Annotated in this window: 19 protein-coding genes; 1 reads left to right on the forward strand and 18 read right to left on the reverse strand. The window is 32.1% G+C overall.

Features of this window, described 5'->3' with window-relative positions; genetic code table 11:
- Positions 1-15: 15 nt before the first annotated feature.
- From spoVAE to BUA21_RS03460, 13 genes are all read right to left on the reverse strand, one after another.
- Positions 16-372 (reverse strand): stage V sporulation protein AE, encoded by a 357-nt coding sequence (gene spoVAE, locus BUA21_RS03400; RefSeq protein ID WP_072743266.1) that lies wholly within the window; start codon positions 370-372, stop codon positions 16-18.
- 14 nt (positions 373-386) lie between these two features.
- Positions 387-1,403 (reverse strand): stage V sporulation protein AD, encoded by a 1,017-nt coding sequence (gene spoVAD, locus BUA21_RS03405; protein ID WP_072743267.1) that lies wholly within the window; start codon positions 1,401-1,403, stop codon positions 387-389.
- A gap of 1 nt (position 1,404) precedes the next feature.
- The gene (gene spoVAC, locus BUA21_RS03410; protein WP_072743268.1) at positions 1,405-1,854 is read right to left on the reverse strand and encodes a stage V sporulation protein AC; all 450 of its coding nucleotides are present in this window, start codon (positions 1,852-1,854) and stop codon (positions 1,405-1,407) included.
- 18 nt (positions 1,855-1,872) lie between these two features.
- A complete protein-coding gene (locus tag BUA21_RS03415) occupies positions 1,873-2,289 on the reverse strand; it encodes a stage V sporulation protein AB (protein WP_072743269.1) in 417 nt (138 codons plus the stop codon).
- 14 nt (positions 2,290-2,303) lie between these two features.
- A complete protein-coding gene (locus BUA21_RS03420) occupies positions 2,304-2,927 on the reverse strand; it encodes a stage V sporulation protein AA (RefSeq protein ID WP_072743270.1) in 624 nt (207 codons plus the stop codon).
- A gap of 239 nt (positions 2,928-3,166) precedes the next feature.
- Positions 3,167-3,925, reverse strand: a complete 759-nt coding sequence (gene sigF, locus BUA21_RS03425) for an RNA polymerase sporulation sigma factor SigF (protein ID WP_072743271.1) — start codon at positions 3,923-3,925, stop codon at positions 3,167-3,169.
- A 5-nt stretch (positions 3,926-3,930) separates the two neighbouring features.
- Entirely contained in the window at positions 3,931-4,371 is a 441-nt protein-coding gene (gene spoIIAB / locus BUA21_RS03430) for an anti-sigma F factor (protein WP_072743272.1), read from the reverse strand.
- Positions 4,372-4,378: 7 nt separating this feature from the next.
- Positions 4,379-4,723, reverse strand: a complete 345-nt coding sequence (locus tag BUA21_RS03435; RefSeq protein ID WP_072743273.1) for an STAS domain-containing protein — start codon at positions 4,721-4,723, stop codon at positions 4,379-4,381.
- A 114-nt stretch (positions 4,724-4,837) separates the two neighbouring features.
- Entirely contained in the window at positions 4,838-5,686 is an 849-nt protein-coding gene (locus BUA21_RS03440; RefSeq protein ID WP_072743274.1) for a bifunctional 5,10-methylenetetrahydrofolate dehydrogenase/5,10-methenyltetrahydrofolate cyclohydrolase, read from the reverse strand.
- Between the two features lie 106 nt (positions 5,687-5,792).
- A complete protein-coding gene (locus BUA21_RS03445) occupies positions 5,793-7,454 on the reverse strand; it encodes a Na+/H+ antiporter NhaC family protein (protein ID WP_072743275.1) in 1,662 nt (553 codons plus the stop codon).
- A 101-nt stretch (positions 7,455-7,555) separates the two neighbouring features.
- Complete coding sequence (locus BUA21_RS03450) at positions 7,556-8,128, reverse strand: hypothetical protein (protein ID WP_072743276.1); 573 nt, start codon at positions 8,126-8,128, stop codon at positions 7,556-7,558.
- Between the two features lie 18 nt (positions 8,129-8,146).
- Positions 8,147-9,199: a C40 family peptidase gene (locus BUA21_RS03455; RefSeq protein WP_072743277.1), complete on the reverse strand. Its 1,053-nt coding sequence runs from the start codon at positions 9,197-9,199 to the stop codon at positions 8,147-8,149.
- A 152-nt stretch (positions 9,200-9,351) separates the two neighbouring features.
- Positions 9,352-10,227, reverse strand: a complete 876-nt coding sequence (locus BUA21_RS03460) for a cation diffusion facilitator family transporter (RefSeq protein WP_072743278.1) — start codon at positions 10,225-10,227, stop codon at positions 9,352-9,354.
- A 218-nt stretch (positions 10,228-10,445) separates the two neighbouring features.
- On the opposite strand from BUA21_RS03460, the gene BUA21_RS03465 reads away from it, so the two are divergent.
- Positions 10,446-10,625, forward strand: coding sequence for a hypothetical protein (locus BUA21_RS03465; protein ID WP_072743279.1), 180 nt, complete (start codon positions 10,446-10,448; stop codon positions 10,623-10,625).
- 12 nt (positions 10,626-10,637) lie between these two features.
- Here the strand turns inward: BUA21_RS03465 and BUA21_RS03470 are convergent, their stop codons facing one another.
- The 5 genes from BUA21_RS03470 to BUA21_RS03490 all read right to left on the reverse strand — a co-directional run bounded on the left by BUA21_RS03470 (position 10,638) and on the right by BUA21_RS03490 (position 16,479).
- A complete protein-coding gene (locus BUA21_RS03470) occupies positions 10,638-11,057 on the reverse strand; it encodes a winged helix-turn-helix transcriptional regulator (protein ID WP_234973669.1) in 420 nt (139 codons plus the stop codon).
- A 1-nt stretch (position 11,058) separates the two neighbouring features.
- A complete protein-coding gene (locus tag BUA21_RS03475) occupies positions 11,059-12,285 on the reverse strand; it encodes a cytochrome c biogenesis protein/redoxin (protein WP_200796498.1) in 1,227 nt (408 codons plus the stop codon).
- A gap of 191 nt (positions 12,286-12,476) precedes the next feature.
- On the reverse strand, positions 12,477-14,117 hold the full coding sequence (locus BUA21_RS03480) for a 3'-5' exonuclease (RefSeq protein ID WP_072743281.1): 1,641 nt from the start codon (positions 14,115-14,117) through the stop codon (positions 12,477-12,479).
- Between the two features lie 97 nt (positions 14,118-14,214).
- A complete protein-coding gene (gene glpK / locus BUA21_RS03485; RefSeq protein WP_072743282.1) occupies positions 14,215-15,750 on the reverse strand; it encodes a glycerol kinase GlpK in 1,536 nt (511 codons plus the stop codon).
- On the reverse strand, positions 15,751-16,479 hold the full coding sequence (locus BUA21_RS03490) for an MIP/aquaporin family protein (RefSeq protein WP_072743283.1): 729 nt from the start codon (positions 16,477-16,479) through the stop codon (positions 15,751-15,753).
- Positions 16,480-16,499: the final 20 nt, after the last annotated feature.

Genomic DNA, 16,499 nt, shown 5'->3' on the forward strand with positions numbered 1-16,499 from the left:
GGAAGATATTCTTCCTTAGTTTTTTGTTTTTGGGTTAGATACCACAGCCATTATATATCCAAAAATAATAGCTGCCGCTATTCCGCCTGCTGTAGCTTCCAATCCTCCTGTAAAAGCTCCTATAAGCCCACTTTTATCAACCCCTTTAAATACTCCCTTACACAAAGCATACCCAAATCCTGTGAGAGGTACAGACGCCCCTGCACCTGCAAAATTAATCAGTGGTTCATAAATTCCAACAGCAGTGAGAATTACTCCTGATGTGACATATATGACTAAAATATGAGCTGGAGTCAATTTTGTCGTATCCATAATGATTTGAGCTACAACACAAATAAGTCCTCCAACTATAAAAGCTCTCAAATACTCCATATTTCTACCTCCTATTATTTTTCATTGGAAATAGTAACTGCATGGGCTATCCCTGGTATAGATTCACCTTGCTGTGTCATAGTTGGTGAATGTAAAGCCCCTGTAGAAATGAGCAACACTTTATTTAAATTTCCATTCAACATTTCATTGTATATATAGCCATTGAATACAACGGCGGAACACCCGCAACCACTTCCACCAGCATGGGTATCCTGCTTTTTGCTATCAAATATTTTTATTCCACAGTCAGTATATACTTTGGAAATATCATATCCCTGCTCTTTCATAAAATCTACGACTATATCTTTTCCTACATGCCCTAAATCTCCCGTGATGATTAAATCATAGTCATCTGGTGTATGGCCTGTATCCTTAAAATGAATAGAAATAGTATCTATCGCTGCTGGTGCCATAGCTGCCCCCATATTGTTTACATCTTTTATTCCCGGATCTATAATCTTTCCAGTAGTAATATATGTAATATAAGGGCCACCACCTTCTGAAGACAAAATAGAAGCTCCAGCACCTGTAACTGTCCATTGAGCTGAAAACGGTCTTTGAGTTCCAAATTCTAAAGGATATCTATATTGTCTTTCAGCTGTACTAAAATGACTGGAAGTAGCACAAGCTACCTTGTCAGCAAAACCACCGTCTATAATCATAGCCCCTAAGCTCAAAGATTCAGACATTGTAGAACAAGCCCCATATAATCCAAAATAGGGAACACCCAATTGCCTAGCACAATAAGAAGATGTTGTGATTTGATTTAGCAAATCACCAGAAAAAAGGTATTCTATATCTTGCTCTGACAAATTGCCTTTTGAAATAGCAAGTTTGACGGCCTCTTCTTGCATTTTACTTTCACATTTTTCCCAAGATTCTTGTCCCCATTTATCATCTTCTAAAATTAAATCAAAATAATTTTTCAGTGGTCCTTCACCTTCTTTGGGACCTACTATAGTGGCTGTGCTGACAATAGAAGGAGGATTCTCAAATTTAATAGTTTGTTCTCCTATTTTTTTTAGTGCCATATTACTTACCTCCTCCCAACAAAAGATAGATAATTCCAACCATTATAGAACTTCCCACACCATAAACAAGCACTGGTCCTGCTATAGTGAACATCTTTGCTGCAACTCCAAATACATATCCTTCTCTTTTAAATTCCATTGCAGGAGATACTATGGAATTGGCAAACCCTGTTATAGGTACAGCAGCTCCAGCTCCTCCTACCTTTGATATCTTATCATAAATCCCTATACCTGTTAAAAATGAACCTAAAAAAACTAAAAGTACAGATGTTCCAGCTGCAACTTCATTTTCATCCAAGCCTCTCCCTATAAGCCAATTTTTAATTACTTGACCTAATATACATATAAGCCCACCTACTACAAAAGCCCAAAATATATTTTTAAAATAAGTAGGTCTTGGTACTTTTCTTTCTGCATATTCTTGATAATCCTTTTTATTTAATTTATCCATATTTTACTCCTTTCTATATCATTTTATAAGTATTAGCCAATGTGCAAGGGAACCTACCACTTTTCCCATGACTATTGCCAATATCAAATAAGTAACATAATCTCTTAAATCTAATTTTCTAGCTACTACAGGAACTACATTCAACACTTCTGCCAGTGCGGATGCAAATAATCCAACAAATATACCAAAAAACAATCCAAAGAACACTGACATATATTTATTTAATTTAAAAGAAATGTTTAATGAAAAAATTAAACTAAACAAAAACATTCCCAACGTAAACATTCTCTGATACAATACCACATGTTTGTCAGTATCTGAAATTTGTGCAAGTCTAGGTATAATACCAAGCAATGTAATAAAAGCTGCTGCTGCATTTCCTACAACAATGCCCCCTGATACAGAAAGAACTATAAGGAAAAACTTTTTTAGCATTTTCCTACCACCTTCTAAAGAGGATTATTTGTATCTTTAATCTTTTGTATGATAAACTCATCTACGTTTTTATTGTACAAGTCCATTTCCACTTCCAGTGGTCCTGGTTCTTTTCTTCTAGTTCTATTGCTAAAATTGGAGCTAAAAAATGCTGTCATTCCTATTCCTATTCCTATAGAATAAGGAATGAGCATTATGAGGGGATTGTGCTTTCCTTCACCAGTCACAATAAAATATAATTTTTCCATAGAACCTTTCATATTTACATCTTCATGAAAGTTTACTATCGCCAATCCTGCACCTAAAAATAATGCTATACATACAAATAACATCTTCAGTATTTTAAAAAAATTGCTTTTTTTCTTTGAAGATTTTACTTCAATAAGTATTTCTTCTTTACCCACCATATTTACTTCAACATCATCTCTCTCATTTTCAATTTTATTGATAATATCTATGGCAGAAACAAAATCCGAAATTTCTTCTTCTTTTGCTTTATATATTTTTAGATTTTCAAGATATTTTTGAACATTAGAATTCTTGCAATAGATTTCAGCTACATCTGTTAGCAATACATTACTATTGGGTTCAGCAGAATACCTAGATTCTAATTTTATGTATATTTGATCTTTATCCATGTCTTTCACTCCCTAAATTATATATGTAATTTTACTTACGAATTTTGCTTTTTTAGGAACATATTTGTTAGAATTGTTAGTTCTATAAAATATTAAACCAATTGAAAAAGATAATACTAAAACTAAAACTATAATTATTTTTTTAGTTGCAAATTTTTTCACCCTATCACTCCAATTTAAAAATTCTAATTTTAGTATTTGCACTTATTTAATTTTCATTCAAAAAAAAAGGCATGTATTCATGCCTTAACTAACATATTTCTTATATCTTCCAATATTCTTTTTTCTATTCTAGACACTTGAACTTGAGATATTCCCAGCATTTCTGCCACTTCAACTTGAGTTTTATCCCTAAAATATCTCATGACTATCACTTGTCTATCTCTAGGTTTCAACTGATTTAAGAGTTCCTTTAAAAGTATACTATCAATAACATCTATCTCGTCTTCTTTATTGCTTAACTTATCTATAAGATACAATGGAGAACCATCACTTTGATTAATAACATCGTACAGATAGTCTGGCTGATAACTTGAATCTAATGCTACAACTATTTCTTCTTTATCTACATCAACTTCATCAGCTATCTCTTGTATTGTAGGTTCCCTACCCAATTCTTTAGTTAATTTTTCCTTAGCATATTTAGCTTTAGTAGCCGTTTGCTTTAGAGATCTACTAACTTTTATCATTCCATCATCTCTCAGAAATCTTTTTATCTCACCCATAATCATGGGAACAGCATAGGTTGAAAATCTAACATCATAGCTTGAATCAAATTTGTCAATAGCTTTCAACAACCCAATGCACCCTATTTGAAATAAATCTTCAATATCATAACCCCTGTTGGCAAACCCTCTCAAAACACTTTTTACAAGGCCTAGATTGCTACAAACCAATTTTTCTTTTGCTTCCTCATCTCCCTGTTGAGCCAATTTAATCAATTTCATGGTCTCTTCGTGACTCAAAAGATTGCTTTCATAAGATTCTCTATTCTCCATATTATCTACTCCTTATTGGAAAGGCTTTGGAACTTTTTCCTCATTTTGACCACTGTTCCTTCTCCTATATGGCTAGCAACTTCTAATTTATCCATAAAAGTTTCCATGACAGTAAATCCCATACCTGATCTCTCCAATTCAGGCTTTGACGTATAAAAAGGCTCCATAGCTTTTTCTAAGTCCTCTATACCCTTCCCTTTATCATAAACTAATATCTCTATTTCTTGATTTTCTATTTTAGACTCTATAGTGACAATTCCTTCTGTATCTTCATATCCATGTATAATAGCATTAGTCACTGCCTCTGACACAGCTGTTTTTATATCAGATATTTCTTCAATGGTAGGATCTAATTGGGAGGCAAAAGCAGCCACAACCACTCTTGCAAAGGCCTCATTTGTTGATTTGCTCAAAAAATCAAGTTTCATATAATTTTTATTATTCATAGTATTCTCACCCCTCTAAACTATTATTTATAGCATTTTCTATAGAATCGTATAGCTCAATTATTTTTAGAATTCCAGACATACGTAATATTCTAATCACATTCGAACTAGAACTAACAATAGAAACTTTTCCACCATTTTCTTCACACATCTTATACCTTCCCATGATAAGTCCAATTCCTGAGCTGTCCATAAAATTTAACTCTCTTAAATCAAATACAATATTTTTCTTTCCTTCATCCAAATACCAAATGTCAATTTTCTCTCTTGCCTCTTCTGTACTATGATGATCTAATTCCCCCTTAAACTTAACTATCAAAATATCCTCAATGGTATCTAAAATAAGTCGCAAAATACCGCCTCCTGACCTTGAATTTTAAATTAACTATTCTACAAAGCTTATGAATATTCCTTCAATGAAAAATGACTAGTTTTGTAAAAAAAAGAAAAATAGAGTCAAAGGACTCTATTTTAAATGTTTACATGCAACTACAACATGACCCAATAGTATAGAAGTTGTCACACTGCCTACACCTCCAGGTACAGGAGTTATACTCTTTACTTTTGTATTTACATTGTCAAAATCTACATCACCAGAAATATTTCCACCTTTATCTAAACTAATCCCCACATCAATTATCACTGAATTTTCATTGAAATATCCTTCATCAAAATATTTAGCTCTTCCAAGAGCAGTAACTACTATGTCAGAACTTTTTGTAACTTTCTTTAAATCTTTTGTTCTTGAATGACAAATAGTCACTGTAGCATTTTTACCTAAAAGCATCATACTCAAAGGTTTCCCAACGACCATGCTCCTATTTACAACTGAAACTTTTGCGCCTTCTAGAGGTATATCATAAAACTCCATAATCTTCATTGCTGCTTTTGGAGTACATGGAGCAAATCCATCCATATCTCCTTCAAATACCTTTTCTAAATTTAGTGGATTCATACAATCAACGTCTTTTAGTGAACTAATAGTATTATTTATTTGTTCTTCATCTATATGTTTGGGAAGAGGCCTAAAGATAAGTATCCCATGAATATCCATATCCTGATTTAATTTTTCTATAATCTCTAACAAACCTTCAGTAGAAATAGATTCTTCCAATTCATATACTTTTGCTACAATTCCTACACTATCACAATTTTTCAAGATACTCTTTTCATAAGCAATATCATCAGAATTTTGACCTACTCTTAAAATCCCTAATGTAGGACTTATCCCTACATTGTTTAATTCAACTACCTCCTTTTTTATATTTTCTTTTATATTTTTAGCTACTTCTTTTCCACTTAAAATGTCAGCCATATAAAAACCTCCCAATATATATGTAATAATTTTATTATAACATAAAGAACCAAAAAAAATGTAGCAGAGAATAATTCTCGCTACATTTTATAAAGTATACATCATCCTATTTAATTTTAACAGTTTCTCGTTTTAAATCCTCTTCAAGCACAGATTTTCCTCTAAATCTAACTATGATATAAATTAAAGCTAAGCCAAGAATCAAAACCAATGCCGCAGGTGCACCAGTAATTCCTTTTATTAAATAACATATTATTGAAACAGCTGCAACTATCATGGCATAGGGCATTTGAGTACTTACATGATCTAAATGATCGGCACCAGCAGCCATAGATGACATAATAGTTGTATCTGAAATAGGTGAAATATGATCTCCCAATATTGCCCCACTTAAAACTGTGCTTATAGTGACAATCAACATATTAGGATCCGCTCCCATTTCTACATAACTTTCTGCCAATGGCAAAGCTAATGGTACAACTATAGCCATTGTTCCCCAAGCAGTACCAGTAGCAATAGAAATAAGAGAAGATATTATAAATACTATCACTGGCAACAATGCAATTGGCAAAGAACCAGACACAGCTCCTACCAAAAATTTAGCAGCTCCTACATCTTTTGTCACACTGCCAATTGACCAGGCAAGTACCAATATAATACAAGCCATAACCATGGATTTAGCTCCCTCTACCCAAGTATCAAATGCCTCCCCAACTGTGAAAATTCTTTGTGATACTCCCATGATCATAGCAACCATACTAGAAATAAGAGATCCCCATAGTAAAGCTTTAAATGAATCTCCATTTCCAAAAGCTTCCCTAAAGCTTGTAGCACCTTCTGAACCAGTATACCAAATACCTACAAATACAACTATTATCAAAGTCAATATAGGTACAACGGCATTTGAAGCTTTAAGCTTAATATCACTTCTTATTTCCATTTTCCCTATTTCGTCACTACTCATTGGATTGGAACCATCTGCAACAAGTTTTCCCGTAAGTCGAGCTCTTTTTTCCGCTTCATACATCGGTCCAAAATCCCTTTGAGTCAATATGATCATCAAAACCATAAACAAAGTGAAAATGCAATAATACATATATGGGATAGTCTTTAAAAAAACACTATAACCATTAACTTCCATTCCCATTCCCTTATATGAATCACTTATAACTCCAATCATATATCCAACCCAAGTTGATACAAGGGCAAGGCCTGTAATTGGTGCTGCAGTTGAATCTATAATATATGATAATTTTTCTTTTGATACATTGTTTTTATCGGTTAAAGGTCGCATTGTAGGTCCAACTATCAATGTATTAGCATAATCATCAAAAAATACTAATATACCTAAAACCCAAGTAAAAAGTTGAGCAGTCTTAGGGCTCTTGACTTTTTTCCCTAATCCCTCTGCAACAGCTAAAGTCCCTCCCATTTTGTTTACTACACCAATCATTCCTCCAATAGCCAACAAAAATATAATTACACTAGCAGAATCCGGATCAGCAAGTGAACCAAGAATATACTGATCTAATGATCTCAAAAAACCAAATCCTGGATTCCATCCATTTAGCATTGTAGCTCCAAGAAACACTCCTAAAAATAAAGATAATAACACCTGTTTAGTAACGAAAGCTAATACAATTGCAACAAGTGGTGGTAAAATTGATAACCAGCCAAAGTCAATTTCTTCATCATTTTCTGCAAATACTGGAATTGTTAATATCAAAGTCAAGATTAATAGTACAGCTATAAACACTTTCCTGTTCATTAATAATCCTCCTTTGTTTGTTTTTTAACAATGCCTGCTATACTAACCCCCTTTCCTAAAATATTAGAACCTCTTCCTTTAAATAATTTATTTAAAAAATATTAAAAGAAGCCAAGAGCAATAACTGTTGACAATATTCCTACTAGAGTTCCAGTCACTAAGTCCTTAAAAGAATGCCTCTTTAAATTTATCCTTGCCCAAAACACTATAGGTAATAATAAAAACAACCAAAGTGCTGGTACTCCTAAAAAATGATACAAAAGTGTTATCGGACCAGATACCCCACAAGCATGTCCACTAGCTTTTACTTTGACAATCTTATTGATAAAAGCTAACATACCCCCCGATGCAATATATGCACTAAAAATCTTTTCTACAATAACTGGTGCTTTCAATATAAAAACAAGAGCTGTTCCCAATATATAACTTGAAACTGCTAAAACAAAAGCAAGCTTTCTCTCTCCATCTCTTCCCTTGTCCTTAAACCCTGGTAAAATTCTTTTAAGTGGATATGCCAACAATGGCATTATGGTTAGAAAAAAAATTGAATAAAAATACCACCCACAGCTTTTAAAATCTTCCCTAAAATTAAAGTATAGCAATGTAATTGAAAATAGTGCTACAATTGGAACTACCGTCAAAATACTAATGAATTTGGCTATTTTTTCTTTCAAATAATTACCCCCTAAAAACTATTTATTAGTCACAATTCTTCTCGCCGTCACATATCTAGAGGCATAATATTTTGAATTTATATTTGCCCTTTCTACTTTTTTAGAACCAGAAGATGCATGAATCATCTGCTGATCTCCTATATAAAGGCCTACATGAGAAATTCCCTTTCCAGAAGTATTGAAAAAGACCAAATCTCCAGGTAAAAGTTCTGATTTTTTAACAGGAACACCTACTCCTACTTGATCTCTCGATGATCTTGGAAGTTTAATTCCTAAACTATTTTTATAGATTGAAAATGTGAGCCCTGAGCAATCATATCCTTTTTCCCCTATATCTCCAGATACATAGGGACTGCCAACCACAGCATGAGCACTCGATATAAGCTTATTTAAGCTAGAAGTTCTTCTTGAAAACATATTTCTTGAAGCAAATTCTCTTCCTCTATCAAGTTTTATATAATCCTTTGGTACTTGGAATTCATTCTCAAATTCATCTATGACAATAAATTTATTGTTTCTAAATTCCTTAATGGGTACTATATCACCTTTAACTAATATATAAAAGCATTTACCGCCATTATTTATAGTTTTATTGACTGTAGAAATTCCACAGCTTATGTAATCTTCTTTAAACGACTCATCTTTAAAAAATTTCATTTTTGCATAACCTTTATTGAAATTTTTCCCTGCAAATAATCCATACTCTCCAGAAGAGCTAATTAAAGTAACAATTTCTCCAGACTTTAATTCTCCTATAACTCTTCCATCTGAATTCGGTTTGTCCAACAAATTTGTTTTATCTATAGCCTTATAATTTTTATTGATTTTTTTAGTTTTTAAAATGTATTCTTTGGGTACTTCGTAAAAATTTGAATCTTTTTTTATTGTATATAAACCCTTAGATTCTTCTTCTATATCAACTACTTCTTCTTGACTAAAATTCTCTTTGATTCCATTTTTATCGGATAAACTAAAATTTTTTATAAATATTCCTGTATCAGCAAATCCTATAGATGAAAACATGACTAATATTAAAATAGTAGCTATAAAAGATCTCCTCTTTTTCCCCACCACCAACACATCCTTTTTTTATTAGTCCTCTCTAAAAAAACTTATTATATTTGATATTATATATTATATTATATAATGTATCAATATTATAATTGATTTTTATTGCAAGAATTTTATGAATTTTTTAAGCATCATAAAAAAACCCAAGAAAATTAGTCATCTTGGGTCCCAATTGGTTCTACATGAACCATGCAATGTTTTACATTCGAAACTCCACCCTCAATAGAATCATGAACTTCTTCTGCTATTTCATGACCTCTTTCCACAGTAAGAGCTCCCTCAACAGAAATCTCAATATCTACATACAGTTTGTTTCCAAACATTCTAGTCTTTAATAAATTTATATTTTCAACCCCATCTATAGATTGAGCCAATTTTTTTATCTTGTCTACAGTTTCATCATCTGCAGACTCATCTACTAATTCCTTAGTAGCTCTTATATATAAGTCAACTCCTACCTTAATTACAAACAAACTAACCGTTATACCGGCTATAGGATCTAATACCTTTAAGCCCATCCTAGCACCAAGTATTCCAGCAAAAGTTCCAATAGAAGAAAATGCGTCAGATCTATGATGCCATGCATCAGCTTCAAGGGATAAACTTTTTATCTTTTTTGCTACTTTAACTGTATACCAATACATGCCTTCCTTAGCTATAATAGAAACTAAAGCAGCTATCAAGGCTATTAGACCAGGTGTTTTAATATTTCCATATATTAATGTCTTTACTCCTTCATATCCAATAAAGAAACCTGTTAATATAAGCATGACACTTAAAATTTTTGCAAATACAGCTTCATACTTCTCGTGACCATAAGGGTGCTCTTTGTCTGCATCTTTTGACGATACCTTTAACCCCAAAATTACCACAACAGTAGTTAAGACATCTGACAAAGTATGAACACCGTCAGCAAGCATAGCACTACTTTTCCCTACAACTCCAGAAATTATTTTAAAAATAGACAAAATTACATTTACTATTATTGTGATGACTGAAGTTTTAACTCCCAATTTGAAATCATCCATAATATTACCTCCAAAATATATAATATTATATTATTATATGCATAATTTATTTCAATTGATAATATTATATACCCATTAATCTCAAAAATCTAGCATTTTACACAAATAGAACTCATTATCAATTGATAATGAGTTCTATTACCAATAAAAGGAGTAGCAGTATATTTTCTACCCTTTAGCAAATACTAATATTACTTTAAAATGAAAGGAAGATTGGTATGGAACAAAGATTTGTAGTCATAACTAATAATAATTTTTCCCAGCCTATGTCTAGAGAAAATGCTATAAAAATGGTTAAAGAATATGATAAAAAGGGAATAGATGGATATATAGTATCTGAAGATGAGGCTAAACGAATAAAAACTCCTGAAAATTTCAATGAACCAAAATGGGATTAGGAAGTGGAATGGCTATTTCACTTCCAATTCATCAACATATTTATCACAATTTTTGCAATAATATCTAATCTCCACTTCAGTTCCACAATCTTTATGGCAAACTGTTTTATTACAATTATCTAGATACCTACTTGCCCATAATATCATAGCATTAAATACATAATTAAAATCCTTTCCTTTCTCCGTCATCATATATTTATATCTAGGAGGATGTTCATTGTATAGTTCCAAATATATGATCTCATTTTCCTCAAGGATTTTTATCCTATCTGAAAGGATATTTGTAGGTATTGGTTCTAATGCTTCTTCCAGTTCTTTAAAAGTATTTTTGCCTTTAGATATTCTGTGAAGAACCAACATAGTCCATCTATCTCCTAAAATATTTAAAGTTTGAGCTAAATTACAATCAAAATCATAAGTATTCTTCAACATATCACTTCCTTTCTAATCCACCATCTATAAGCATTTTCATAAATTCTTTATCCACAGCTCCTGGCACATAACTAACTAAATTTCCATCCTTGTCTATTACAAAAGTTGTAGGAAAAGCTTGTATAGAGTATTGTCCTAATATATCTCCAGTTTGATCGAACACCACTGGATATGTGTATCCATTGTCCTTTAAAAATTTTTTTATATGCTCTTCAGAGCCTTCTTTTCCTAAATTTGGAGCAGCTACACCTAGTATTATAACATCTCCAGAATTTTTTTCATATTCCTCATATATAGCTTCTATGTCTGGCATTTCCATTCTACAAGGCGGACACCATGTAGCCCAGAAATTCAAAAATATCACTTTCCCTTTATACTCACTTATAGTATGAGTATTTCCATATTGATCAACTAGTGTAAAATCAATTGCTGGAATTTTTGTATCTTCCTCATCATACTCATCAGAAATCTCTTCATTGTACTCCACTACATTTTTATTTGAATTTTTAAAGTATCCTATTACTTTATCAGTTCCACCTAATGTCATAACTAAACCTGTTAGCAAAAGAATAATTCCTCCAATTTTTTGTATTGTACTCATATGAAGTTTTATTTTATCTACATATTTAAATAGTTTGTCATAAAAAATAGCAATTAGAATAAAAGGTAATGTAAATCCAATAGTATATACTAATATCAACAAGTTCCCTGCCAATACACTTTTAGAATTTGAAGCTATTATTAATACAGAAGCTAGCATAGGTCCAACACAAGGACTCCATCCAAAGCTAAAAGAAAATCCTAACAAGTAAGCTGTCCAGGGTTTCATTTGGCGAGTATCTACATTTAGTCTTTTTCCTTTTTGGAGAAATGGCAAATTTAAATATCCTGAATATAAAAGTCCCATAATCATTATGATAATTCCACCTATTAAATTCATAGTTTCTTTATTCTTTGTGAAAAATTGACTAATTGCATTTATTGAAGTTCCCAGTATAAAAAAAGTTGTAGATACTCCTAATACAAATAAAATAGTATTTTTAAGCAGAGGGCTATCTTTCAAATTATCATCACCTTCTTTTATACTCTTCACATTGCTACCTGATAAAATAGCCAAATATATTGGCAAAATTGAAAGTACACAAGGCGAAAAAAACGAAAGCAATCCTTCCGAAAACACTACAAACCCACTTATATGTCCCATATCATCATCTCCCTTCTCAATCATATAATTATTTGTTGATTTAAATTTTAAAGTGGCTTTATTTTTAAAAGTTACTATTCATTATAAATGTGTTGCTAAAATAAGTCAACACATTTATTCTTTATATGCTTTTGCCTTCCCGTATTATATATAATAAAGAGAAAAATGAAATGTTCAAAAACTAGCGTTTAATAGGACCTTACTTAAGTACATTATTAAGAAAAAAGGTTCAATAAATTTTTTTCTGCCTTACTCTTTTCTTCTGCATCATCTTCTTTATTGAATCCATAAGCTTCATAATCATTCATATCAAATTCTTTTATGAACGGAGAAGAATTCTTTTCATTTCCCCCAGAATATAAGAAAAACACATTCTTCTTTGCTCTTGTAATAGCTAAATACAAAAGTCTCTTTTCTTCATTTATAATATTTCCAAAATCTTTGTCATAATAATCATTAGAAGCTACATTTTGTTTTTTATAGTGCTCACATAAAGCATCAATTTTTTCTTTTAAAGGATAGTGTTCTTTGTCAAAGTCTACAATAAAAACATAATCAAATTCAAGACCTTTTGCACTATAAATATCTATATAAAATATAGGATTTTTTCGTTTTTTAATGTTTTTGCTATAATTCTTAACTCCTATTAAATTAAATTCAGCTTCCAGTTGAGCTTGAATAATAGTCTTTTGACCTTTCAATACTTTTTTTTCTTCTCTATGAATAACTGCTATGGTTGCTCCTTTTTCTTTCATATGTATGTCTTTTATCTTATCTATTAAAAATAGTATTTCATCTTTTCTATATCTATAATATCTAATTTCAGGTCTATCTCCATTAACCATGTTTTCTATATCTGCAATGGTTTTATTCTCAATGTCAGTAAACTTCAAAGAATTAGCTAACTTTGCTATCTCTTTTGTGGAACGAAAAATCTTTGTAAGGCTTCCAACTTGCCAATCTTCTATGTGAAATCCTAATCTTTCATATGAATGTACATTTTTCTCAAAAATTCTTTCTTTTAAATCTCCAGCAATAATTATGGATTTTTTTGCCAACTTTGCAAGTACTCTTAACTGCATAACTTGCATATCTTGGGCTTCATCTACAAAAACATAATCAAAAAAATTTTCCTTTGAAATATAAGAAAAATTTTCAAATAATTTTAGTGCATAGTCCTCCAAATCCATGTTTTCATTATATTTAGTTGTTTTCTTTTCTTCATGCTCTAAAAATATATTGTATATTGTGTTCATTTGAGATTCTAAAACTTTGGGTGCATTGGGCCTACCATTTCTTTTAGATTTTAAATAATCTTCTTTTTTTATATAGCCATTTGCTTTCATCCAAAGAATTTCATCCCTTAAAAAATTTACATCATGAAATGAAGAGAGTCTTTCATCTTCTTTTAACTCTTTGTAAGTATCGCTTTGTTCATTTGTATATTTTTCCCACACAGAATATAGTTTAGCATATATACTATCGTTTAATTTACCAATAGTATCAATATTCGAATCCATCTTTTGCAAACCCTTAAATCCTATTTTGCTCAAAATTTCATAGGCTATACTGTGAAAAGTGCAAATATTTATATCATGACAATCTTTATATTCAATAAATTCTGGAGACATTAAAGCTCTTCTTTTAGTATCTGATACCAAGATATTGTCAAAAGTTATATATAGCATTTTCTGTCTTTTCTTTTCACTCATCATAATTTTTATCATTTTATATAGCAGAGTAGTACTTTTACCATTCCCCGCTACACCATTTATAAGCATATGAACTTTTTCTTTTCCTATAATATTTTTTTGTTCCTCTGAAAGTTTTTCAAAATCCATTTTTGAGTTTTTCATAAAAATAACACCTCTTACTATAAGTATATCATAAAGTATCCCTTACAAATAATTTAGCCCTAAATAAAGATAAAAAGATGAGTAATTACTCATCTTTTTATTCTTCTTCCCATGCTAATGATCTATTTATTGCTTTCTTCCATCCTGCATATATCTTTTCTCTATGCTCTTCATTCATTTCTGAATTAAATACTCTGTCTACATTCCATTTTGTAGATATTTCTTCTGTGTCTTTCCAGAAATCTACTGCTAATCCTGCCAAATATGATGCTCCTAATGCTGTAGTTTCTATTACTTTTGGTCTGTGAACAGGTACTCCTAATATATCTGACTGGAATTGCATTAGAAAATTGTTCGCCACAGCACCGCCATCTACTTTTAATTCTTTTAGAGCTATTCCTGAATCTTCTTCCATTGCCTGTAATACATCTTTGGTTTGATAGGCTATAGCTTCAAGAGCAGCTCTTATGATATGATTCCTATTTGCCCCTCTAGTAAGCCCTACGATAGTCCCCCTTGCATACATATCCCAATATGGAGCTCCAAGACCCACAAATGCTGGCACTATATATACTCCGTTTGTATCCTCAACCTTTGAAGCAAAATATTCACTGTCTGCTGAATCTGATATGAGTCTCAATTCATCTCTTAACCACTGAATAAGTGCTCCTGCTATAAATATACTACCTTCTAGCGCATAATTGACTTTCCCATCAAGACCCCAAGCAATTGTTGTAAGTAATCCATTTTTTGATGGCACTGCTACTTCACCTGTATTCATGAGCATGAAGCAACCTGTGCCATAGGTGCTTTTAGCCATTCCTTCTCCATAGCAAGCCTGACCAAATAGTGCTGCTTGTTGATCTCCTGCTATTCCTGCTATAGGAATTTCAGCTCCTCCAAAAGTTTTTTCGTCTGTTACACCATATACTTCACTGGATGGCCTTGCTTCTGGCAACATCGAAATTGGAATTTCTAATTCTTTTAATATTTTTTCATCCCAACATAGATCTTTTATATTAAATAACATAGTCCTTGATGCGTTTGAATAATCAGTTACATGAACTTTGCCTCTGGTCAAATTCCAAAGTAGCCAAGTGTCAATATTTCCAAAGAGGAGCTCTCCATTCTCTGCTTTTTCCCTAGCCCCTTCTACATTGTCAAGAATCCATTTGATTTTGGTACCTGAGAAATATGCATCTATTACTAATCCTGTATTATCTTTTATATATTCTTCTAATCCTCTTTTTTTCAATTCATCACATATTGGAGCTGTTCTTCTACATTGCCATACTATAGCATTGTATATAGGTCTTCCTGTGTTTTTATCCCATACTACAGTAGTTTCTCTTTGGTTTGTAATGCCTATAGCAGCTACTTCTTGAGGTCTAACCCCGGCAGTTTCTAATACTTCTCTCGCTACTCCCATTTGGCTACCCCATATTTCCATTGGATCGTGCTCTACCCAACCTGGTTTTGGGTATATTTGTTTGAACTCTTTTTGAGCTACTTGAACTATTTCTGCATTTTTATTAAACAATATAGCCCTCGAACTTGTAGTGCCTTGGTCTAGTGCCATTATATACTTTTTTTCCACTGTACTTTCCCCCTTAATTAATTGTATTTGAAACATCTAAATCCAAATATTAAAAATTAAATTGTATATTAAAGCTCCAACTATTCCGCCCACTACTGGGCCAAAGATTGGAACCCAAGCATATTCCCAATCTGAATCTCTCTTATTTGGTATTGGAAGTATTGCATGAGCTATTCTTGGGCCAAGATCTCTAGCAGGATTTATCGCATATCCTGTAGGTCCTCCTAAGCTTAACCCTATTGAGAAAACCACAATACCTGCCAACATTGGTCCCAATGGTCCTATTGCATTATTTGCATTTCCCGTCCCTAAAATTCCAACCACTAACATTGCAGTTCCTATAACTTCTGTAATAAAATTCCTTCCAAAGTTTCTTATGGCTGGCGCAGTACAAAATACACCTAATTTTGCATCTTTGTCATCAGTTTCAGCAAAATGATCTTTAAATGCAGCATAAGCAAGCATTGCACCTACTATAGCTCCTAATATTTGCGATATTATATATCCTGGTACCAATTTCCATGAAAGATTACCTAAAATAGCCATAGCAATAGAAACTGCTGGATTTAAATGAGCTCCACTTACCCATCCAGTGGTATATGCAGCTATTGCTACTGCAAATCCCCAACCAGCTGCTATAACAATCCAACCTGAATTCTGTCCTTTTGATTTTTTCAAAGATACATTACAACAAACACCACTACCCAACAATATCAATATAAGTGTACCAAAAAATTCGCCTAAATACATAGCCATATTCGACATTTATAATTCCCCCTTTTAAA

Origin of the sequence: Sporanaerobacter acetigenes DSM 13106, assembly GCF_900130025.1 — a bacterium.
GTDB classification, from domain to species: Bacteria; Bacillota; Clostridia; order Tissierellales; family Sporanaerobacteraceae; genus Sporanaerobacter; species Sporanaerobacter acetigenes.